The sequence below is a fragment of the Runella sp. R5_40 genome (assembly GCF_057652295.1).
Map to the genome: position 1 here is coordinate 431,764 of NZ_JBYFCH010000001.1, position 21,386 is coordinate 453,149.

Genomic DNA, 21,386 nt, shown 5'->3' on the forward strand with positions numbered 1-21,386 from the left:
TTGGTTCTATTTTCGTATCATTCTCCACATTTAGCTTTGCCATGAAATGAAAAATAAGGTAGTTACCCTCCTGTTATTGGTCATCAGTTGGCTAACACTCCCTGCATCGGCGCAGTTGGAACAGTCAGTGCGTTTAGAATTTAAAGTAAACCAAAGCCTCGAAGAATACTTCGATGTCACTCCTTTGGACGAAGATGGGCTGCTCGTAACCCAGCGTAAAGAAGAATATTTTAAAAAAGAAAAATGGACATTCTATCGTTTCGATAATTTGCTCAAACAGCGGTGGATGTCAGAATTTACGTTAGAAGACCAGCTTCACCCGATTAAGTCATACCACAATCAGCACTTTTTGTATTGGCTGCTTCAAGAAACCGATACCGACAAAGTAATGGTACTGCGTCTTGACCTTCAAAATGGCGAAACCGAAACCTTCAAAGGAGATTTGCACACCCGTGCCGACATTGTTCACTTCAAAGTACTTGGTAATGTGGCTTTTATTGGCGGTTATCACAACAGCCGCCCCATGGTAATGGCTTTTTCATTTTTTGATAAAAGTGTGAAAGCACTGCCGTTTTTGTACACCACCAATACCGAAATCAGCAACCTCGAACTTGACGAACAGCAAAATCAGCTCCATGTGTTGCTTTACACGACCAAGCGCGGCGATTGCCATTTTTCCATCAAAACCTACTCGTACGAAGGCAAACTCGTCAAAACCACCGCCATGCCTTTTGAAAACGATAACGGACTGATTACGGGAAAAATCTTACCACTCGACGAGTCGTCGTCGCTTATTGTTGGCAATTATGCCCAAGGTTGTACACAATATTCGCAAGGATTGTATTTTTCTAAAATCAAAGATGCCGAACCCGAAGGGTTTCAGTGGGTTGATTTTTCTAAACTAGAAAACTTCTTCAACTACCTCAAACCCAAGCGAAAACAACGCGTGGTCGAGAAAATTTCTAAACAAAAAGAAGAAGGAAAAGAACCCAAGTTTCGTTACCGAATGCTGGTACACGACATCATTAAAAATGGAGAGGAGTTTATCTTAGTCGCCGAAGTTTATTATCCTGTTTATAAAAGTGGAAATATGTATTACGGTGGTGGGCGGTCAAACATTCACCGCGAATACGATGCTTTTCGATACACCCACGCCATCGTTTGTGGGTTCGACAAATCGGGTAAACTACTGTGGGACAACTGCTTTGCCCTCGAAAACGTCGAGAATATTGAGCTTTTGCCAATGGTACAAGTCACCCGACGCGATGGGTTGCTGGTATTGGCCTATCCCAAAGAGGAAAAAATTCATACGGAAGTCATCGAGCGCAGTCGCGTAGTACGAGAAAAAGAAATCCACGAACTAAAAACTGCCGTTGAAGGTGAAAAAATTGTTGACAGTGAGCAGGGCGTATTAGCGGCTTGGTACGACCGTTTTTTTGTGGCGTACGGGTACCAAAAAGTAGGTGGCGAAAAGTGGACAAGCAGTTCTCGCGACGTTTTTTATGTCAACAAACTCTCATACGACCCCAACGCTCCCCGCCCCGACGCCAAAGAAGAAGCGAAGAAAGAGAATTAACGTAACCTCAATTTTCCCAGCACTTTTTCGGCCGTTGCCTGAATGGCAGGGATGGCTACCGAGTTTCCAAACTGTTTATAAGCCGAAATATCGGCCACCACAATTTTAAAATCTTCAGGAAAACCCTGTAAACGTGCCCACTCGCGCGGAGTCATTTTGCGGATTCCCTCCCGATTTATTTCGCTTTTGATGCGCGTTTGGGGCGTAAAATCCGTAAGCCGATGGTCATATACGAGGTTTCGCTCACGTCCCATGCCCCCAACTACGATGGCATTGGCCACACCCTTGTCTGAGATAATTTCGTAACCAAAACCGTTCCCTTTGCTCTCGTGGCGTTTTTTATGGTTAATCAACGTTTGCAGGTACTGGGTCGATAAATAATATTTTGCCGAAACAGGCTGTGGCTCTTTTACGTCTCCAAACACGGCTGCTGAGTTGGTAGGCGCGGGATACTCAAACGAATCCACGCCCAAGTCGCCACGAAATCCCACGATAAAAATACGTTCCCGATTCTGTGGCATGCCAAAATCACGCGCATTGAGCACGCGAGGTTCGGGCACAAAATAACCTAAGTCGTCGCGCAGTGTCGCAAGAATGGTGGCTAGGGTCTTTCCTTTGTCGTGCGTTCGTAGCCCTTTGACATTTTCTAAAAAAAACGCTTTGGGTCGTTTTCGTTGAATGACATCGGCTACGTCAAAAAACAGGGTTCCTCGCGTATCTTCAAAACCACCTCGCCGCCCCGCAATCGAAAATGCCTGACACGGAAACCCCGCACACAACACATCAAAGCCGTCGGGGATATGCGCCTTGGTCGCTTCGAGCGTGATGTCTCCATAAGGGCGTTCGCCAAAATTAGCCTCGTACGTTTTTTGGGCTTGGACATCCCATTCACTACTAAATACACAGCGTCCACCCAAGCGTTGTAGGGCAATACGAAAACCACCAATTCCCGCAAATAAGTCGATAAAAGTAAACCAAGGTGTTTTGGAAGCATCCAATCGCATAAAAATGTTTTAATTTTTGAGCACCAGCCACACGCCGCCCATAATCAGCGCAATGCCCAGTACTCGCCACGCATTGATGGGATGCACCGCAAAACCCACCCACCCGAAGTGGTCGATAAGCACACCTGCCACCAGTTGCCCCGCAATAATCAGGCACAGCAAATTGGCAGGGCCAATGTCTTTGACAATAAAAATAACCGTGAGTACATAAAACGCCCCGCAAGCCCCTCCCAGCCACTTCCACCAAGCAATACTGCGCAGGGTGTCCCACGAGGGCATGGGGGCTTTGTTGAACAAGGCATAGCAAACCAACAAGCCAACCAGCCCCGTCACAAACGAGATGATGGATGAAAGAATAGGATTTTGAGTCGCCAACCGAAGCTGAGAGTTCACTCCCGACTGAAAGGTGTTGGTCACGCCAATCAAAAAAGCTAAAAGCAGAAAAAAGTAATACATGGGAAGCTGTCGTTGAATCTCACGTACAAACTTCCCAAAAATATGTTGGAATAAAAAGCGCAGCTATTTTGAGCGGATGGCCTCTACGGGGTCCATGCGAGCAGCTCCAAGGGCAGGAACGATGCCTGCCACTACCCCAATGATGCTCGACACACTGAGCCCGAGAATGATATTTTGGGGCGAAAGAATAATATCCAAACTTCCTAACGAAATGAAAGACAGCAAATACACCAGCCCAATGCCAACCAAGCCACCAATCAAGCTCAAAAAAATGGCTTCAAACAAAAATTGGAATAAAATAAAATAGTTTTTCGCTCCCAATGATTTCTGAATCCCGATGAGGTTGGTACGTTCTTTGACCGATACGAACATGATGTTGGCAATACCAAAACCACCTACCAAAATCGAAAAGCTACCAATGACCCACCCAGCAATGGTAATCACACCAAATACCCCCGACACGGCTTTGGTTGCTGCCTCGGGGCGGTTGATGGAAAAGTTGGTAGTTTGAGTCGGTTTAAGCCCTCTTTTGGTACGCAACAACCCTATAATCTCCGCTTCTAGCTCTACTTGCCCTTCATCTTCAGGCTTTCCTTTCACCACAATATCGACACTGTTTTCAACCCGATTTTGAAAAGATTTAGCAAAAGTTAAGTACGGCAACAACACCTTGGTGTCGGGATTACCCGCAATATCAAATAGGCTTTTTCCTTTTTTCTTCTGAATCCCCACAATCATGTACTTTAAACCCTTGATTTTAAAGCTTTTTCCCGTCGGGTCGGGGTCGCTTGGGAAGAGGTTTTCGGCGATTTCTGCCCCGATAATGGCTACACTGCGGCCTGCATCCACTTCTTGTGGGGTAAAGTAGCGGCCTTTTTCTACGGTTACTTCCGAAACTTTGTTGTATTCGTACGACACCCCTTGAAGGAGCGCATCCATGCTATTATTGCCATTTTTTGCCGTCAATCCCCCTTTAAAGTCCATCACAACGGTAGCTTCGGCACCTTCGATGCGTTCGGCTAGGAACTTATAATCGCTGTAGGAAGTCTCTGGCCATTGAAAATATTTCCACCACTGGTATTCACCCCCAAAACCCCAAGGCCATTTTTGGACATAAAGTACGTCGGTACCGATTTCGTCCAAGCTCTGACGGATATTTTTTTCCAACGAATCTACAATGGTAAATACGCCCACAATCGCAAAAATCCCTACCGTTACTCCCAACAAAGAAAGGGTAGTACGAAGAATATTTGAGCGAAGTGCTTGCCAAGCAAAACGCAAACTCTCAAAGGTTTGTCGAAAAAACTTCATGGCCGCTAATAGTTAAGTTGTTACGGAATTTTCGGTATTGAAAACAAAATTCGATTTATGACGCTTTTTTCGCAAACATTTTACACAAGTGGCAATCCCGTAGTTTAATTGGTGACGATAAAAGTGGCGTTGGATGTAGTACCAATTCAGAAATTTAGATTTTCTTTGCAGGAAACTCATAGTTAGCACAGTCTATTGTATGAAAATCAGTACCAATTCGCGCACAGACCTTTATGTACATATTGCTCTGGTAGTAGCTCTGGTTGTGGCATTATTTTTGGGGTTCTTTTTCGTGTATTTACCATTTACAACCAATCACGGACAAAGTATCACGGTGCCTGACCTCAAAGGCATGACCTTGGAACAAATTGAAGACTACCTCGACGACCGTAATCTTCGGTATGAAGTGGCCGATTGTACGTTTGTCGTTGGGCAGAAACCGCTCAGTGTGATTCGACAACATCCCAAAGCAGGAATGCGGGTAAAAGAAGGGCGAAAGTTGTATTTGTATATAACGACCCTCAATGCGCCTAATGTAAAAATGTCGCAGCTAGTGGATCGCACCAAAAACAGCGCCATCGCCGAGCTAAAACGTCTTGGGTTAATGTTAGGCCGTATCAATTACATACCCGATCCTGCCCACGATGCCGTGCTAGAACAATTGTACAACGGCAAGCCTATTTTGCCAGGAACACTGATTCCGCAGGGGTCTAAAATAGATCTTAACTTAGGAGATGGCATCGGAAATACTGAATTTGATGTTCCTGACGTTGTAGGTAAAACACTCGAAGATGCCCTTTTTGTCTTAAAAGGCTCCAACTTAGGAAAACCGCTTATTCAATACGTGGATGACCCAAGTCAGCCGCCAGGAACTATCGTACGACAAAACCCTGAGGCGGGAGCAGGCAACAAAATTCACGTCGGTGAAATCATCGACTTGTGGGTAGTCGGGTCGCCAGATACGCAACAGCAACCACAGAATGAACAACTTTAGAAGTAAGAACGTCACAGTGCAGAAAGGTAGCCATCGCGGCAAGTCATTTATTACGAGAGATAGGGCAAAGAACATGTCCCTGTCTCTTCTGTTTTTCTTTGGGATACTCCAATCCGTAGCTGCTCAGTGGGTCGTTGTCCCCGTTGGGCCGTCGGTTTCTAAAAGCCCCCAAAAAGCAGCGCGTACCCAAGCGCTTACATTGCCTTTTTTTGACGATTTTTCATTGTCAACCAATGGCCGCCCCGACCCTAACTTGTGGCAAAATGGCGGCACTTACGTAAACAACACATTAACAATAGGCCAGCCTACCCTCAATGTCGTTACTTTCGATGGCGCAGACGCCACAGGCCGTCCCTATAACTTTGCTAGTCCCTACGCCCAAGGAAACGGAGATACGCTCACTTCTCAACCCATTGATTTATCTTCGGTTAAAGATACTTCAGCTTATTTAAGTTTTTATGCGCAAATGCGCGGCTTGGGAGAACTTCCTGATACGACCGATTTCCTCCGTTTGTATTTTTTAAATCAGCAAGGAGAATGGAAAAATGTCTGGCAAAAAGAAGGGCTTAAGCCTGATAATAACTTTAATTACACAAAATTGGCTCTTCAGCCTGAATATCTTCATCCCAACTTCCAGTTTCGCTTCATTTCCTATGGCCGTTTGTCGGGACAATTTGATATGTGGCACTTGGATTATGTTTATCTCAACAGCAGCCGTCGGCTACCCGATCAATTTACCAGAGATGTTGCCTATCGCCTTCCAGTCAATTCATTCTTGAAGCGCTATACAGCCATGCCAATCAAACAATACTTGGCCCGCCCCGTTGCCGAAACCACAGACTCCCTAAAGAGCGAGCTCAACAACCTCTTTAATAGTTTTAACCCTATTACAGTTTCATATACAGTTCGAGATATTGCCAATAATCGCTTGCACATAGATTTTACCCAATTACCTGACAACATTTCGTCTTCGTCTCAAAAACCCGTTATTTTTAAACCCACCCCTATCTCTTTTTCGGATACCCTTAAAAGAGTGGTCTTGAAAACGCAGTTTAAAGTACTCACAACGGACAACCAAAACTCGTCCATTCCAGGCATTGACCTACGCCGAAATGATAGCATTTCGGGCATAACGGAGCTTTCTGACTTCTATGCCTACGACGACGGCAGTGCCGAAAGCGCGGTTTATTTCAACCGTTCGTTGGGGCGTACTGCGGTTCGGTTTACGGTCAATACTCCTGATAACCTTTCGGGAGTTCGGATGAATATCGTGCCCGTTGTAAAAGATGTTTCGGGCCAATCCATCACAATTCAAGTGTGGAGCAGTGAAAGAGGCCGTCCTAAAAGTATTTTATACCAAAAAGCCTATAAAGTATCATATCCTGCCCAGTTTAATGAGTTTATTGAGTTTCCGTTCGATTATGGCGTGGCTGTTCGTGATACATTTTACGTTGGCTGGCTTCAAATTGGGCAAGATGGCATCCCCGTTGGCCTCGACCGCAACAATGCTCACGAAGACCAAATATTTATCAATTCTGGACAAGAGTGGGTACCTTATACGAGTTTCAAAAACGACGCGAGTTTGGCGTATTTTCAAGGAAGTTTGATGCTTCGCCCCGTGTTAGGAACCGTGAAGGCATCAGACCCGCTGACGTCAGTCGAACCTACCGAAGAGGCCGAATGGGAGGTATATCCAAACCCTACCCGAGGCAGCGTAAGTTGGAATTCGGGAGATGTAAAATACATTGAAGTATATCAACTCAACGGTACACGATTGCGTTCTCAGCCTGTTCAGCCCGCCGAACGCAGCATTGACTTGACGCCGTTAGGAGATGGAATTTATTTTTTACGGCTTTCCAACGAAAAGAAAACTGTCGTGAAGAAAATTTTGTTGAGCAAATAAATTAAGAACAACGATGGATATTACAGTAGAAGAACTAAAACAACGCATCGAAAGCGGCGAAGAAATCAACCTCATTGATGTCCGCGAAGATTACGAATACGAAGCCGATAACATTGGAGGCGTGTTGATTCCATTGGGAGATCTTCCGCATCGCCTCTCCGAAATCGACCACCTCAAAGAACAAGAGGTATTGGTACATTGCCGCTCAGGCAAGCGTAGCGAAACCGCCCAACGGTTTATGCAAAGCCAAGGCTTTACGAATGTTCGTAACGTCATTGGTGGCATTCTTGCCTACAACGAACTTGATTAGGCTTCGCCGTGCGCCATACAAAAAAAGGGGAGCGGAATGCTCCCCTTTTTTTGTTTTATACCGACATTACGTCTTGTTCTTTGGCGGTGTAAATCGTTTCGATTTTAGCGACAAAACTATCCGTTAGTTTTTGTACGCGTTCTTCGGCGCGTTTTACTTCGTCTTCCGAAACCCCTTCTTTGGTTAGTTTGCGGAGTTCGTTATTTGTACTTTGGCGAATATTACGAACGTTCACTTTTGCCGTTTCGATTTCTTGTTTTACCCGCTTCATCAAATCACGGCGACGTTCTTCGGTGAGCATTGGAATACTCAAACGAATGTTTTCACCATCGTTGTTGGGCGACAACCCGAGCGAGCTATTACGAATCGCTTTCTCAATTTCTCCAATTATCTTTTTCTCGAAAGGCTTTATCGCAATCGTACGTGCGTCGGGGGTGGTTATCGAAGCTACGTTTTGGATAGGCGACATCACTCCGTAGTATTCTACTTGGATTCCGTCTAGCATGTTAGGGGAAGCTTTCCCCGCACGAATTTTCGACAACTCGATCGTCAAGTGCTTGATGGCTCTGTCCATCGTATCTTTCGCATCGTCGAGATACAATTCGATTTCTTCCATTGGTTGATTAATTATATCGTTTCTGTGTAAGGTGTATTTTTAATTTGTACTAACTCTGTTACTTTAACATCACGTACATTGGCTGCAAATTTAGCTTTTTTTAAAAAGTGAAGTAGAACTTCTTTTTTTTGATTGATTACTTGCGTTGGCGGAGTACGTGTCTGCACGATACGGCATCTAAAATCAAAGTCTTTCAACTGGTTAGATAATATCTCTATCGTTGACTCTATTTGCACAATAGCATCTGCCAAATTTCCCCCTTTCAATTCAATAAAATAGGCGACTCCTCTTTGAGGGTTATTGCATACCAGCAATAAAAAATCGCATTTTCTAGCAGATGTATTTATCAAACAACCATCTACTTGCAGTTTTACGATAAATTTGTGATTCGGGTTACTGACTCTGAATTCTGAAATCGCCCTATCATCTTTGAAAACCACATTTTTTACGGTACCTGTCTGAATTTCACACCGTACATCCTCCTCCGCAAATGGGTTGCAGTTTACGTTCATTGGTTGTACTGAATTTCAAGCAATTCATCAAACTTTCTCATAATATCATTGGAAACATTATCTAACGAATCATGCTCAATTTGTTGAAGTTCGCGATTTAGAATCGGGGTAATACTCCCACTTTCCATGTATCCTACAAACACCCTTTCTGGGTTTACCCACAACAATGGTGAAATAATTTTACTAACTGCTTCACGGTTTTGGTCAATTTGCCCAACAGTGTACGCTTTTAGTAAATTATTTAATGATGCTAGAATGTAAGGACTATGAGTCGTTAAAAGAACTTGGTTTGATTCTTGGTTTGCCAACAGCGAAATCAAATAAATTAAATCCCTTTGCGCTTCGGGGAACAAATGTGCTTCGGGTTCTTCAATAATCAAGGACAGAGACTGCTTATTTCTCCAAAAATAAATTACCATTAAAATTATCCAAAGTGACTCTTGCTGACCAGAAGAAGCATTTTCCAAATCTATGGTTCTTTCTCCTATACTAATCTTAGGCACTAACCCCTTCTCATTTCTATCAAAATCAAAATAAACGCTATCAAACTTAACTTCCCCTTTTAGAATACTTTTCGCTAATTCTGTATATTCATTCTGCCCCAAATAATCGGACGCATTTTTAGAAACCTTATCCGTAATTTCTTTTATCAACAGGAAAAAAGTATGTAAAAAGTCGTTGGAACGCAACTGGGTATAAGGGTTAGCTCCTAACCTGTAATCCCTTGACAATGCGTAAATTCCTCTGGTTGCGGGCACAAAAATATTTTGACCATGAGTAGCAAAACCGTTTTTTTTGAGAACTACCCGAATTTCAAATCTAAGATTTTTTGCAATAATTAGTCTTTCATCAGTACTTTCTGATGCGTTAAAAATATTTTTTAAATGTGCATAAACTGTATCTAACTCGTCCAATAAACTTGTCATTTCAATCGACTGAGAAACAACTCCTTCCCGCCCTAATTGAATGCTCAGTTTTTCTTGAAAAATGAGATAAATGAATGTATTAGGATACCACCAGCTTTCTGGGTATTCCAATCGTCGCCAGTACGCTTGAAGCAAAGATGTATGAGCGTTCGTGCTCTGTTCATTCAAAAGCGCATCTTGATAGAAGTTAACGACCGTATTCTCAAACTCCTTCCAATACCACACGAGCTTGGCCAGTGTACTCTTCCCCGAAGCCTGTGGGCCAATGAAAAGCATATAATCTTTGATATCCAAAGATATGTTTTTCAGTGGCCCAAAATTTCTGACTTCGATACGTTGCATAATTCCCTATTAATTCGACACCAGCGTCCCGACCGAATCACCATTGACCAATCTCAAGAGGTTGCCTGGCTTATTCATGTCAAAAACAATGATTGGCAAGTTGTTTTCCTTACAAAGGGCAAAAGCCGTCAAATCCATGATTTTCAGGTTTTCTGTCAAAGCTTGGTCGTACGTGATTTTTTCGTAGCGCGTCGCTGTTGGATCTTTTTCAGGATCTGCCGTGTAAATACCATCCACCCGCGTCCCTTTCAATACCGCATCGGCATTGATTTCGATGGCGCGAAGCGCCCCTGCCGAGTCGGTTGTAAAGTAAGGGTTTCCAGTACCTGCTCCAAAAATCACTACCCGACCTTTTTCTAGGTGGCGTACCGCCCGACGGCGAATCATCGGCTCAGCCACTTGTTCCATTTTAATGGCCGACATCAAACGCGTGTACATGCCATGTTTTTCGAGCGAACTCTGAATCGCCATGCTGTTGATGACGGTTGCAAGCATCCCCATGTAATCTCCTTGCACGCGGTCAATGCCCGATTTTTCGACCGAGGCACCGCGAAAAATATTTCCTCCTCCAATCACAATCGCGACTTGAACGCCTGCATCAACCACTGTTTTTACTTCTTGGGCAAATTGCTGTAGAACGTCAAAGTCGATGACTTGTTTTTTATCGGGGCCGCTGAGGGCTTCACCGCTGAGTTTTAGGAGAATACGTTTGTATTTAGGTTGTTGCATAATAAATGTAATCGGTTTATTCAAACTCTATAAGTACTTGATTTTTGTCAACGCTATCGCCTTTGTTGACTTTAATGCTTTTTACCACGCCATCGCCTGAGGACTTGAGGGCGTTTTCCATTTTCATTGCCACCAATACCAACACCACATCACCCGCTTTTACGACATCACCTACTTGTACTTTGACGTCCCAAATCAGCCCTGGCATCGGCGCTTTGAGGTTATTTACTTTGTTTTTGGTGCTGTTGTTTATCCCCATTTGTTCAAGCAACAGGTCAAAACGGTCTTTGGCAGCCACGTTATAAATGGTTTCGTTTACCTTTACTTTGAAACTCTTATCGGCGTAGTTGGCTTCTACAACTTCGGCACTAAACGAGCGGTCGTCTTTGATAATGTGAAAATGACCATTGTCCAAGGCTACCAAATCCCACGCAAACGGTTGCCCGTTGAGCGTCGTAGTTTCGTTTTTTGTTTCTACTTCAAAAGCTTGTTGTTCGTTGATGATTACTTTTAACATGGTACTAGGTAGTTTATAAATTGTGAGATGAATGTGCCTACGACTCTACTTCCGAGGATTTCACTCGGCGATTTACTAAATAAACACCCGTTAAAATGACCCCCATTCCGAGGTATTGTTGAAAGCTAATTCGCTCGCCATCCATAATTCCCCAGCCAATTGCCACAATCGGAATCAAGTACGTCACCGACGATGCAAACAGTCCCGAAGCCAACTGAACTACCCGATTAAACAACACCGACGCCAATCCTGAACCTACCACACCCAACGCCAGCAAATACAGCGAAGGCTGCAAGTTTTGGGGAGTTGTTATTTTGGTAAAAAAGTCAGTGGTAAACAGCGCAATCAATGAAATAGGGCCGATGAAAACAAACGTCCAAGCCGTCATGGTCAGCGCTGGCAAGTGGCTCAATCGAAACGCAATGGTATTGATATTGACGCCATACATCAGCGTAGCACTCAAAATCAGGAACGCGTAAGGGTCAGCCACGTTAATGGCCCCCGTCAGATTCGACAGAATTAGTAACAAAGACCCAAGTAACCCCAAAATGATACCCGCAATTTGCATGGGGCGGCGCGGTTGGGCAAAAAATACGACGCCCAATACCAGCGTACAAAGTGGGCTCAACGAATTGAGCATCCCCGACAACGAGCTATTGAGGCGCGTACCTGCTTTGGCAAACAAAAACGCAGGAATCACGTAGCCCATCAATGCCGATACCAATATAAACGGGAAACGGTCGAGCGGAATTTGGTTACGGGTTTTGAGCATAATGGGCACAAAAAAAAGCGAAGCCAAAAACAATCGCCCCGCTGCCACTTCCGTAACACTAAACGTTCCTAAGCTCTTTTTAATTAAAATGAAGGACGTCCCCCAAGTGAGGGCTACCAGAATCAGTAAAATCCACGCTTGCAAAGGATTTTTAGAAGAATCGTCCACGACAAACTGAGCTTATTTGATATTTTTATTTTGCAAAAATAGTGGGTTTATTGGATTTTAATGTGCTTGTCGATAAAGTTCATGTATTGTTCCCAATCGTAAAGCAAAATATCGTGACCTCCCTCGCGCAAATGGTAGCCGATTGTTTGTCCTACAGGCGTATTTACCGCAGGCATTTCGGAAGTACCTAAACCCGTTTTTTTGTACAATTGATACACTTTTCCCGCTTCCACGGCGCTCAAAAACTCACCTTTGGGGTCGGCCCACGTATCCTTGGAAGCGCTTGCCACGTAAAGCGGTCGGGGAGCAATTAAACTCAACAACTCGTGTTGATCAACGGGTAACTCCGACACAGCTTTGTTATATTTTTTGTAGTTGGCACAAAACCAATGGGGAAATTGCGTGTTCAGATGTTCGACGGTCTCACCAATCCATCGGCGAGCCAATGCCGCCCCTCCTTCGCCCGAGTCGTTGGAAATCACCACCGCAAAACGCGGGTCTTCGGCACCCGCCCAGAGCGTCGCTTTTCCGATGCGCGAATGTCCAACGCCAATGATTTTTTTTGCGTCTATTTGCCCTTCGTGCTGAATCAAGTAATCGACCATGCGGCTCATGCTCCACGCCCATACGCCCAAAGCGCTCCATTTTTCGCGTTGCTCAGGGGTCAGCACGGAGCGTATGCCCGTTCTCCAACCTTCGGCGTGGTCTGGCTCAAGGTCGCCGTAATAGGCCGTCGCGACGGCGTATCCGCGGGCAACAATCGCTTCGTAAGGCCAACGTCGTTCGGCAATACCGCGTGAGGCTTCGGTCGCACGGTTGTTGACAAAACTTTTATCAAAACCTGAGTTGACCCAGTTTTCCGTCACCAATACCTCTTTTTCGTGGGTAGTGCTGTGATTTCCAGTGAAGTTGAGACTCACAAACGTGGGGGCTTTCTTCACATTTTTGGGCAAATACAACAAAACATTCAGCGCCGCATTAGGCGAAATGGTTGGAAAACGTAGGGTAATTTGTTTGGAAATGGCTTTCCCACCCAACGCATTTTCGTTGACGGTTTTGACCTCCACCGTACTTTTGATAGTACTCGGAAAAGGATTCACGCCATAGACTTCTTCGGCAAATAGCTTGAGTAATTCGGGGCGACGTGTTTTTTCCCATACCGAAACGGACGCCACGGGTTTTCCATTGGGAAGTACGAATGGATTGGGCAACGTATAAGCTGGCATTTGGCTTTCGTCGTAATTGACGGGGATTTTTTGCGCAACTGCTTTTCCAACTGCCAACCCAAGCACCAAGGCTACGGCTATCTGTTTCATACGTCGTTATTTTTTGTATTTTCTACCTTGGGCCATTTAATAATGAAAACGGCACTGTATAATGTGAATACTATCTTGTTTAACTTCATACACAAGCCTGTGTTCATCCGTAATTCGACGCGACCAATAACCACTCAAATTACCCTTCAGGGCTTCTGGCTTCCCTTTGCCTTCAAATGGAGTCCGAAGGCTTTCTTTTATTAGGTCATTAATGCGTTTTAGTACTTTTTTATCAACTTGTTGCCAAAAAACATAGTCTTCCCATGCCTCTCTATCCCATGATAACGTCATTCTTCTAAGAGGTTATGTGCAACAACTTCGCCATTTTTTGACCTTTCAATCGCAGCAAGTAAACGTTCTTTGTTCGCTTCCGAGCTCAATAAATACTCAGTTGTGTCCTGTTTTGCTTTTTTTGAAGAAAGTTTCGCCTTGATAAATGGAATACTTGTCAACAACTCCATTACAAAAGCTACCTTATGGTCAGGAACTTCTAACTCAATTTTCATTTTCGTAATTATTTGGTAAACAAATATAAGTTCTAGCAGTAGCTTCGCCAAATTAAGCTGTTATCGTCTTGATTATTACCTCAATCCAATTCTCATTTGCATATACATTTATTGGGGATTTAAGATTCTTTTCAACCATTGGTCGCTATCTCAGCGAATTTCTTTGCTCTTTTTTGGTAGTATCGCCTGTCTATTAGGATATTTATGCTGGTTTTTCTGGTTAGGCCCTTTTTTATTCCCATTTACATTTCATCATTAAACCTTATTTGTCCATTGAAAAACATTTTTAACTTTTCTACGCTCTGCCTAGTGGTATGGAGTACGTTGAGCCACGCACAAACACCCCCTTCTTGGCTCCGCTATCCTAGCATTTCCCCCGATGGCAAAACCATCGTTTTTACGTACAAAGGAGACATTTGGAAAGTTGCTGCTTCGGGCGGAGCGGCCGTTCCACTCACCCTCCATGAAGCCCACGACTACATGCCCGTCTGGTCGCACGATGGCAAACGAATCGCTTTTGCCTCCGACCGCCACGGCAACTTCGATGTATTTACCATTCCTGTCGAAGGTGGGGAAGCCAAGCGCATTACGTTCCATTCGGCCAATGAACTTCCTTATGATTTTAGCACCGACAACCAAAGCGTTGTTTTCGGAAGTGCTCGGCAAGATTTGGCCACCAACCGTCAGTACCCTGCGGGCTACATGACCGAATTGTACAGTGTTTCAATCAACGGAGGCCGCGTCAAACAACTCCTGACCACTCCTGCCGAAGACGTCAAGTACAACCGCGACGGCAGCAAGTTTGTCTATCACGACCGCAAAGGAGGCGAAAATGCTTGGCGCAAGCACCATACTTCTGCCATCGCAAGAGACCTTTGGGTCTATGACACCAAAACCCAGAAACATACCAAGCTCACCAATTTCGCAGGCGAAGACCGCAACGCCGTTTGGAACGATGACAAAACGCTTTTTTACCTAAGCGAAGCCAATGGTTCGTTCAATATTCACAAACTTTCATTGGACAATACGGCTCAGTCCCAAGCCATTACTTCGTTCAAAAAACACCCTGTTCGTTTTTTAAGCCGTGCTAACGACGGAGTACTTTGCTTTGGGTTTAATGGCGAAATTTTCACCCTTAACCCCACCGAGGGAGGAAGTCCAAAGAAGGTAAACGTCAGCATCGCGGCAGATACCCGCGCCAACAACGACCGTGTACTTGCGGTCAACGGTGGCGTAAGCAGCATGGCCGTTTCACCCAATGGAAAAGAAGTCGCTTACATTTTTCGCGGTGAAGTGTTTGTCAGTTCGGTGGAAGGCGGTATCACCAAACGCATCACCAACAGCGCAGGCCAAGAGCGGAGCGTAAGTTTTTCACCTGATGGAAAAGCCTTGGTGTATTCGTCGGAGCGGGGCAACCGTTGGAAAATCTTCGAGACGCGCATTAGTCGCAAAGAAGAACCGTACTTCTATGCCTCTACTTTGTTAAAAGAAAGCGAACTCATTGCCAATGAGAAAGAAAACTACCTGCCAAAGTATTCCCCCGACGGCAAAGAAATCGCCTTTGTGGAAGACCGCGCGACGCTCAAAATCCTTACGTTGGCTACCAAACAAACCCGTACCATTCTGACTAACCAAGACTTGTTTTCGTGGGGCGACCACGACCAGTATTTTCAATGGAGTCCCGACGGAAAGTGGTTTTTGTTTGATTATAAAATCCCCAATCTCCGCGAAGGCGAAGTGGGTCTTATTTCTACCGACGGCAAAGGTAAAATCACCAACCTTACTCAAAGTGGCTTTGAAGACGAAAGTCCCAAGTGGGTGCAAGGCGGAAAAACCATGTTGTGGTTTAGCAACCGCGAAGGTTTGAAAAGCCTTTCTCAGGGAGGCAATTCTCAATCAGACGTTTATGCGATGTTTTTTACCCAAGCAGCTTTCGATAAGTTTAAATTGAGCAAAGAAGAAGCCGCTTTGGCCAAAGAAGTAGAAGAAAAAGCGGCGAAAGCTGATACCACCAAAAAGAAAGATGCCAAAAAAGATTCGACGGTGGTGATTGAACTCGACGGGTTGGAATTGCGCAAAGCCCGTTTGACCATTCATTCATCCAACTTATCGGATGCCCTTATCAACAAAGATGGCGATATGCTTTATTATCTTTCGCGCTTTGAAAAAGGCTATAACCTGTGGAGCACCAACCTACGCACCCGCGAAACCAAACAGCTTGTGGCACTCAATGCCAACGGCGGTGGTAGCATGGTATGGGACAAAGAACAGAAATCTATTTTCTTGAACTCCGACGGGCGAATTTCGAAAATTGACCCTACTTCTGGCAAACAAGAAAGCATTGGCATCAGCGGCGAAATGAACCTCGACGTGGCGGCCGAACGGGCGTTTATGTTTGAGCACGTATGGCGCCGTACCAAGACTACCTTTTACACGGCTACTTTCCACGGCGTGGATTGGGATAGCTACAAACCTGATTACGAAAAACACCTTCCTCATATCGGAAATAACTATGAGTTTTCGGAATTGCTTTCAGAGTTATTAGGCGAACTTAACGTCTCACACTCGGGCGCTTCGTATTTTGGAGGAGGAGCTGCGGGAGCCGACGCTACGGCTGCGTTGGGTGTTTTTTACGACCAAAGTTTTACAGGAACAGGAATGCGCGTAGAAGAAGTGATAAAAGATGGCCCGCTTGACAAAGCAGGCTTAAACATCAAAGCAGGAACCATCATCGAAGCCATCGACGGCGAAACCCTTATGCCCGACCGTGACTATGCGCAGTTTTTGAATCGCAAGTCGGGCAAAAACGTTTTATTGACTTTGCTTGAAGGCACAGCACGTCGTGAAGTAGTGGTAAAACCTATTTCGGTGGGCGAAGAAAGCCAATTGTTGTACAAACGCTGGGTACGCCGCAACCAAGACGAAGTAGAAAAACAGAGCAACGGAACACTGGGCTATATTCACATTCCTGGCATGGCCGATGGGCCTTTCCGCGTCACGTACGACGAAGTAATGGGTAAATATGCGCTCAAAAAAGGCATTGTAGTCGATACCCGCAACAACGGCGGTGGCGACTTGGTATCGGATTTGGCCACTTTCTTTTCGGGTAAAACCTACATGTACAACTCCACCGACAAACGGGTTATTTATTCGGAGCCAAGCTATCGTTGGAGCAAAGCGAGCATTTCGTTGGCCAACGAAGCCAACTATTCCGACGGCCACTGTTATGCCCACATGACACAAGCGGCTTCGCTCAATAAGCTCGTCGGGATGCCCGTACCAGGAACTTGTACGTTTGCAGGTTGGGAAACATTACAAGACCCAAGTATCCGCTGGGGCGTACCGCCTGTGGGAGTGAAAAGCATGGCGGGCACCTACCTAGAAAACGCCCAAACCGAACCCAACATCAAGGTTTCTAACGAGTACGACGTAGTAGGCAAAGGCAAGGACCAACAGCTAGAACGTGCCGTAGAAGAATTGGTGAAAGAGGTGAAGTAGAGGAAGCATCTTCAAAAGCCTCATTGGTGGCTCTAATTAGGGTCTATCAATGGGGTTTTTGGACAATTATCGTTAGAATATGACAGTAGAAGAATACGCTATAGCTTATTTACAGCAAGAAATTTAGTTAGTAAAAGATAGGCAAGAGCCTTTACTCACAAATTTTGAGAAGGCAATTATCTATAAATATTCTGTAACTGGATACGAAGATGTAAATGAACAACTGCGATTAAATCAAGGTCAGACTTTACCACTGTTTGCCCAACTTCTTAATGAATGTTTGTCAAAATTACCCGACCATGAAGGAGTTGTTTATCGAGGTGAAGATTTATCTCAAAAGCAAGCAGAAATATACATTAGAGCATTTGAGAAAGATGAGATTATAACCAAAAGTCAATTCTGCTCCTCAAGTCGAAGCAAAGAAACGGCTTACATGTTTGGAAAGACATCCATAAAAATTTACAGTAAAACGGGTAAAAAGATTGAGCATATTGCTAACTTTGGGATAAATGACTCTCAAAATGAGCGAGAAGTATTATTTCGGTGTAATACTAATTTTGAGGTTGTTGATATTTTGCAAGACGAGCGCGGTAATTTGTTAAATGTGTTACTTTACGAAATTTGATTATGGCTATACTTACTCATAAACCTAAGGAAGAAAAGCCTGATTTGTTTTCACACAATCTTTTAGAATCGCTACGTATTTCTTACCAGGAAAGTTACGATGAAGCTGACATGCTTATTAATAAAGAGATTCTTACTGATTTTATGAATGATATAAAGCAGAGATTAAAAAACAAAAAATTATCAAAACAAACCAAAACTCGTCTAATCAATTTATTAGACCAACTTCAAGATTTATTTGAGGCACAAAACCCAACGTCCTCCCTCTCTCTAATTGAAGCAGCAGAAGGTACTAAAAACGACGAACAATACTTAAACACTATTCCTGGGTGGCGTTTGCACAAAAAATTTCAATCTTCGCTCGAAACAGAGCTGCTCCCTAATACGCCCTCCCAATAGAATTGGTAACTTTACGGTTTCGTTTTGCGTTACCAATTCATGGAGAACAATCAGCCTATTTTAACAGACATCGAACTCACAGGCCACGACCGCATTGAGGTCATGGGCGCCCGAGAACACAATTTAAAAAATATCGACGTTACCATTCCGCGAAATAAACTCGTGGTAGTAACGGGTATCAGCGGCAGTGGAAAATCGTCCCTTGCGTTTGATACCATTTACGCCGAAGGCCAACGCCGCTACATGGAGAGCTTTTCGGCCTACGCTCGTGGTTTTTTGGGCGACATGGAGCGCCCCGACGTGGACAAAATCGAAGGACTCAGTCCCGTCATTAGCATTGAACAAAAAACCACCTCGCGCAACCCCCGCTCTACGGTCGGGACGGTAACCGAAATCTACGACTTTTTGCGCCTTTTGTACGCCCGCGCAGGTGATGCTTACAGCTACGCCACGGGGCGACCAATGATTAAGCAGTCGCAAGACCAAATCATTGACCAAATTCTCGGTCAGTTTGAGAATCAAAAGTCTATCCTACTCGCCCCTGTCGTCAAAGGACGGAAAGGGCACTACCGCGAATTGTTTGTTCAAATTGCCAAACTAGGCTACACCAAAGTGCGGGTGGACGGTGAAGTGCAGGACATTACGCCCAAAATGCAGCTCGACCGTTACAAAATCCACGACATCGAAATTGTTATTGATAGGTTGATTCCAAAAACGGATGATCGTTTTCGATTGAGTCAATCGGTCGGAACTACCCTCAAACAAGGAAAAGGGGTAATGATGCTTTTGGACGCAAAAAACCAAGTGCATTATTTCTCCCAAAACCTCATGGATCCTGAGTCGGGAATCAGTTACGACGACCCTGCTCCCAACAGTTTTTCCTTCAACTCCCCTTACGGCTGGTGCCCTACGTGCCAAGGACTGGGCGTGATTGAGGAAATTACGGAAGACAGTATTTTGCCCGATAAAACCCTCAGTCTCAGCAAAGGCGCTATTGCTCCCATCGGCGAGTACCGCGATTTGTGGATATTCAAACAACTTGAAGTATTACTCAAACCTTACAAAGTAAACCTCAATACCCCGATTGAGAAGTTTCCCGCTGAGGCCATTGACATTATGCTCAACGGCACCGACGAGCCTGTGCCCGTGCCTTCCAAAAAGTACGAAGGCACCGAGTGGAACACCAAATACGAGGGCATCATTCCGTTTTTGCGCCGTCAGCAAGAAAACGGAACGGAGAAAATTCAGGAATGGCTCAAGGATTTTATGCACATCAATACCTGCCCCGATTGCAAGGGAGCTCGTTTGAAAAAAGAAGCACTTTGGTTTAAAATTGGGGATAAAAACATTGCGGAACTGGCCGAAGCTGATATTAGCGAATTGAGCCGCTGGATCAACGACGGACTGGAAGAGCGTATCACCGAACGTCAGCGGTTGATTGGCCGTGAAGTGCTCAAGGAAATTAGAAAGCGAATTGGTTTCTTGCTAGACGTTGGCTTGGATTACCTTACCCTCAACCGTCCCTTAAAAACCCTTTCGGGGGGCGAAGCGCAACGTATTCGTCTGGCTACGCAAATCGGGACGCAGCTTACGGGCGTGCTTTACATCATGGATGAACCCAGTATCGGATTGCACCAACGCGACAACGTTCGCCTTATTGATTCATTGAAAAAACTACGGGATTTGGGCAACACTGTCCTCGTCGTCGAACACGACAAAGACATGATGCTCGAATCCGATTATATCCTCGACATCGGCCCTGGCGCGGGACGCCACGGCGGACAAGTGGTAGGCCACGGAACTCCCGCTGAGTTTCTTGAGAACGGCTCTCTCACTTCCGACTTTTTGAGTGGCCGCCGCGCCATCGAAATTCCTAAAAAACGCCGCGCAGGAAACGGTAATGCCATTGTGTTGAAAGGTGCAACGGGGCATAACCTCAAAAACGTAACGCTCAAACTTCCGCTTGGTAAAATGGTGAGCGTAACGGGCGTGAGCGGCAGCGGGAAATCTTCCCTCATTCACGAGACGTTGTTCCCGATTCTCAACCGCCATTTTTACAATTCAAAACGCGAGCCTCTTCCCTTTAAAAACATCGAAGGATTAGAGCATATCGACAAAGTAATTGAGGTGGACCAGTCACCGATTGGCCGCACGCCTCGCTCCAATCCTGCTACCTATACCAACTTATTTTCGGAAATTCGTACGTTGTTTGCCGAACTTCCCGAAGCCAAAATTCGTGGTTACAAACCTGGACGTTTTTCGTTCAACGTAAAAGGCGGTCGTTGTGAGGATTGCGAAGGCGCGGGAATGAAAAAAATCGAAATGGAGTTTTTGCCCGACGTTTACGTTGATTGTGACACCTGCAAAGGCAAGCGTTTTAACCGTGAAACGTTGGAAGTAAGATACAAAGGAAAATCCGTGGCCGATGTCCTCGACATGACGGTGGAACAAGCGCTGGAGTTTTTTGAAAGTATTCCCAAAATCCACCGTAAAGTTCAAACCCTCAACGACGTAGGCTTAGGTTATATCACCCTTGGCCAACACGCCACTACCTTGTCGGGAGGGGAAGCACAGCGGGTAAAATTGGCCGAAGAACTTTCTAAAAAAGACACAGGCAAAACGCTCTATATTTTGGACGAACCTACGACGGGGCTTCATTTTCAGGACATTAAACATTTGCTTCATGTCTTGGATAAACTCGCCGACAAGGGAAACACGGTACTGATTATTGAGCACAACTTGGATGTCATCAAAGTATCAGACCACGTCATTGACCTTGGCCCCGAAGGTGGAAACGGCGGCGGGCGCATCATCGGTGAGGGCACGCCAGAGCAAGTAGCGAAAGTAAAGGAAAGCTTTACTGGGAAGTTTTTGAAGATGGAGTTGGAGTAATGTGTAATTTTGAAG

General features: G+C 45.0%; 19 protein-coding genes and 1 pseudogene. 8 read left to right on the top strand and 12 right to left on the bottom strand.

The genetic code is table 11. The features are described from left to right. Window positions 1-46: 46 nt before the first annotated feature. Window positions 47-1,576: a hypothetical protein gene (locus AC23N5_RS01910; protein ID WP_487754283.1), complete on the top strand. Its 1,530-nt coding sequence runs from the start codon at window positions 47-49 to the stop codon at window positions 1,574-1,576. Here AC23N5_RS01910 and AC23N5_RS01915 read toward each other — a convergent pair. From AC23N5_RS01915 to AC23N5_RS01925, 3 genes are all read right to left on the bottom strand, one after another. Continuing rightward, window positions 1,573-2,580: a DNA cytosine methyltransferase gene (locus AC23N5_RS01915; protein WP_487754284.1), complete on the bottom strand. Its 1,008-nt coding sequence runs from the start codon at window positions 2,578-2,580 to the stop codon at window positions 1,573-1,575. The two genes, AC23N5_RS01910 and AC23N5_RS01915, sit on opposite strands and share 4 nt — an antisense overlap. A gap of 9 nt (window positions 2,581-2,589) precedes the next feature. After that, window positions 2,590-3,036: a DMT family transporter gene (locus tag AC23N5_RS01920; RefSeq protein ID WP_122932492.1), complete on the bottom strand. Its 447-nt coding sequence runs from the start codon at window positions 3,034-3,036 to the stop codon at window positions 2,590-2,592. Between the two features lie 63 nt (window positions 3,037-3,099). Then, window positions 3,100-4,347, bottom strand: a complete 1,248-nt coding sequence (locus AC23N5_RS01925) for an ABC transporter permease (RefSeq protein WP_487754285.1) — start codon at window positions 4,345-4,347, stop codon at window positions 3,100-3,102. 199 nt (window positions 4,348-4,546) lie between these two features. Here AC23N5_RS01925 and AC23N5_RS01930 point away from each other — a divergent pair, with 199 nt between their 5' ends. The 3 genes from AC23N5_RS01930 to AC23N5_RS01940 all read left to right on the top strand — a co-directional run bounded on the left by AC23N5_RS01930 (window position 4,547) and on the right by AC23N5_RS01940 (window position 7,554). Then, the gene (locus AC23N5_RS01930) at window positions 4,547-5,341 is read left to right on the top strand and encodes a PASTA domain-containing protein (RefSeq protein WP_183978346.1); all 795 of its coding nucleotides are present in this window, start codon (window positions 4,547-4,549) and stop codon (window positions 5,339-5,341) included. Between the two features lie 73 nt (window positions 5,342-5,414). Continuing rightward, entirely contained in the window at window positions 5,415-7,244 is a 1,830-nt protein-coding gene (locus AC23N5_RS01935) for a T9SS type A sorting domain-containing protein (protein WP_487754286.1), read from the top strand. Window positions 7,245-7,257: 13 nt separating this feature from the next. Then, complete coding sequence (locus tag AC23N5_RS01940; RefSeq protein ID WP_183978342.1) at window positions 7,258-7,554, top strand: rhodanese-like domain-containing protein; 297 nt, start codon at window positions 7,258-7,260, stop codon at window positions 7,552-7,554. A gap of 55 nt (window positions 7,555-7,609) precedes the next feature. Here the strand turns inward: AC23N5_RS01940 and frr are convergent, their stop codons facing one another. Genes frr through AC23N5_RS01985 form a run of 9 tightly spaced genes read right to left on the bottom strand, consistent with a single transcriptional unit; the run spans window position 7,610 to window position 13,958 of the window. Further along, the gene (frr, locus tag AC23N5_RS01945) at window positions 7,610-8,170 is read right to left on the bottom strand and encodes a ribosome recycling factor (RefSeq protein WP_122932497.1); all 561 of its coding nucleotides are present in this window, start codon (window positions 8,168-8,170) and stop codon (window positions 7,610-7,612) included. Window positions 8,171-8,181: 11 nt separating this feature from the next. Continuing rightward, window positions 8,182-8,682 (bottom strand): hypothetical protein, encoded by a 501-nt coding sequence (locus tag AC23N5_RS01950; RefSeq protein ID WP_487754287.1) that lies wholly within the window; start codon window positions 8,680-8,682, stop codon window positions 8,182-8,184. Beyond that, window positions 8,679-9,950: an AAA family ATPase gene (locus AC23N5_RS01955; RefSeq protein ID WP_487754288.1), complete on the bottom strand. Its 1,272-nt coding sequence runs from the start codon at window positions 9,948-9,950 to the stop codon at window positions 8,679-8,681. Before AC23N5_RS01955 ends, AC23N5_RS01950 begins: the two co-directional genes overlap by 4 nt. 9 nt (window positions 9,951-9,959) lie before the next feature. Beyond that, entirely contained in the window at window positions 9,960-10,679 is a 720-nt protein-coding gene (pyrH, locus tag AC23N5_RS01960) for a UMP kinase (RefSeq protein ID WP_028523940.1), read from the bottom strand. A 16-nt stretch (window positions 10,680-10,695) separates the two neighbouring features. Next, window positions 10,696-11,196 carry an acyl-CoA carboxylase biotin carboxyl carrier protein subunit gene (locus AC23N5_RS01965; RefSeq protein WP_487754289.1) on the bottom strand — a complete coding sequence of 167 codons (501 nt, stop codon included), beginning with the start codon at window positions 11,194-11,196 and terminating at the stop codon, window positions 10,696-10,698. A 37-nt stretch (window positions 11,197-11,233) separates the two neighbouring features. After that, window positions 11,234-12,136 (bottom strand): DMT family transporter, encoded by a 903-nt coding sequence (locus AC23N5_RS01970; RefSeq protein ID WP_487754290.1) that lies wholly within the window; start codon window positions 12,134-12,136, stop codon window positions 11,234-11,236. 47 nt (window positions 12,137-12,183) lie between these two features. Continuing rightward, a complete protein-coding gene (locus tag AC23N5_RS01975) occupies window positions 12,184-13,452 on the bottom strand; it encodes a glucuronyl esterase domain-containing protein (RefSeq protein ID WP_487754291.1) in 1,269 nt (422 codons plus the stop codon). 36 nt (window positions 13,453-13,488) lie between these two features. Further along, the gene (locus AC23N5_RS01980) at window positions 13,489-13,743 is read right to left on the bottom strand and encodes a Txe/YoeB family addiction module toxin (RefSeq protein ID WP_487754292.1); all 255 of its coding nucleotides are present in this window, start codon (window positions 13,741-13,743) and stop codon (window positions 13,489-13,491) included. Next, window positions 13,740-13,958 carry a hypothetical protein gene (locus AC23N5_RS01985; protein WP_487754293.1) on the bottom strand — a complete coding sequence of 73 codons (219 nt, stop codon included), beginning with the start codon at window positions 13,956-13,958 and terminating at the stop codon, window positions 13,740-13,742. The genes AC23N5_RS01980 and AC23N5_RS01985 overlap by 4 nt, the downstream gene beginning before the upstream one ends. 273 nt (window positions 13,959-14,231) lie before the next feature. Between AC23N5_RS01985 and AC23N5_RS01990 the strand changes: the two genes are divergently transcribed. The 4 genes and pseudogenes from AC23N5_RS01990 to uvrA all read left to right on the top strand — a co-directional run bounded on the left by AC23N5_RS01990 (window position 14,232) and on the right by uvrA (window position 21,371). After that, window positions 14,232-17,456: a S41 family peptidase gene (locus tag AC23N5_RS01990; RefSeq protein ID WP_487754294.1), complete on the top strand. Its 3,225-nt coding sequence runs from the start codon at window positions 14,232-14,234 to the stop codon at window positions 17,454-17,456. A gap of 166 nt (window positions 17,457-17,622) precedes the next feature. Beyond that, window positions 17,623-18,081 (top strand): annotated as a pseudogene (locus AC23N5_RS01995) (ADP-ribosyltransferase); the annotation flags it as partial. Window positions 18,082-18,083: 2 nt separating this feature from the next. After that, entirely contained in the window at window positions 18,084-18,479 is a 396-nt protein-coding gene (locus AC23N5_RS02000) for a hypothetical protein (protein WP_487754295.1), read from the top strand. 39 nt (window positions 18,480-18,518) lie between these two features. Beyond that, entirely contained in the window at window positions 18,519-21,371 is a 2,853-nt protein-coding gene (gene uvrA / locus AC23N5_RS02005) for an excinuclease ABC subunit UvrA (protein ID WP_487754296.1), read from the top strand. Window positions 21,372-21,386: the final 15 nt, after the last annotated feature.

Bases quoted from the DNA above. Each gene is read 5' to 3' on its own strand.
- AC23N5_RS01910 (WP_487754283.1), top strand. From the start codon at position 47: ATGAAAAATAAGGTAGTTACCCTCCTGTTATTGGTCATCAGTTGGCTA.
- AC23N5_RS01915 (WP_487754284.1), bottom strand. From the start codon at position 2,580: ATGCGATTGGATGCTTCCAAAACACCTTGGTTTACTTTTATCGACTTA.
- AC23N5_RS01920 (WP_122932492.1), bottom strand. From the start codon at position 3,036: ATGTATTACTTTTTTCTGCTTTTAGCTTTTTTGATTGGCGTGACCAAC.
- AC23N5_RS01925 (WP_487754285.1), bottom strand. From the start codon at position 4,347: ATGAAGTTTTTTCGACAAACCTTTGAGAGTTTGCGTTTTGCTTGGCAA.
- AC23N5_RS01930 (WP_183978346.1), top strand. From the start codon at position 4,547: ATGAAAATCAGTACCAATTCGCGCACAGACCTTTATGTACATATTGCT.
- AC23N5_RS01935 (WP_487754286.1), top strand. From the start codon at position 5,415: ATGTCCCTGTCTCTTCTGTTTTTCTTTGGGATACTCCAATCCGTAGCT.
- AC23N5_RS01940 (WP_183978342.1), top strand. From the start codon at position 7,258: ATGGATATTACAGTAGAAGAACTAAAACAACGCATCGAAAGCGGCGAA.
- frr (WP_122932497.1), bottom strand. From the start codon at position 8,170: ATGGAAGAAATCGAATTGTATCTCGACGATGCGAAAGATACGATGGAC.
- AC23N5_RS01950 (WP_487754287.1), bottom strand. From the start codon at position 8,682: ATGAACGTAAACTGCAACCCATTTGCGGAGGAGGATGTACGGTGTGAA.
- AC23N5_RS01955 (WP_487754288.1), bottom strand. From the start codon at position 9,950: ATGCAACGTATCGAAGTCAGAAATTTTGGGCCACTGAAAAACATATCT.
- pyrH (WP_028523940.1), bottom strand. From the start codon at position 10,679: ATGCAACAACCTAAATACAAACGTATTCTCCTAAAACTCAGCGGTGAA.
- AC23N5_RS01965 (WP_487754289.1), bottom strand. From the start codon at position 11,196: ATGTTAAAAGTAATCATCAACGAACAACAAGCTTTTGAAGTAGAAACA.
- AC23N5_RS01975 (WP_487754291.1), bottom strand. From the start codon at position 13,452: ATGAAACAGATAGCCGTAGCCTTGGTGCTTGGGTTGGCAGTTGGAAAA.
- AC23N5_RS01980 (WP_487754292.1), bottom strand. From the start codon at position 13,743: ATGACGTTATCATGGGATAGAGAGGCATGGGAAGACTATGTTTTTTGG.
- AC23N5_RS01985 (WP_487754293.1), bottom strand. From the start codon at position 13,958: ATGAAAATTGAGTTAGAAGTTCCTGACCATAAGGTAGCTTTTGTAATG.
- AC23N5_RS02000 (WP_487754295.1), top strand. From the start codon at position 18,084: ATGGCTATACTTACTCATAAACCTAAGGAAGAAAAGCCTGATTTGTTT.
- uvrA (WP_487754296.1), top strand. From the start codon at position 18,519: ATGGAGAACAATCAGCCTATTTTAACAGACATCGAACTCACAGGCCAC.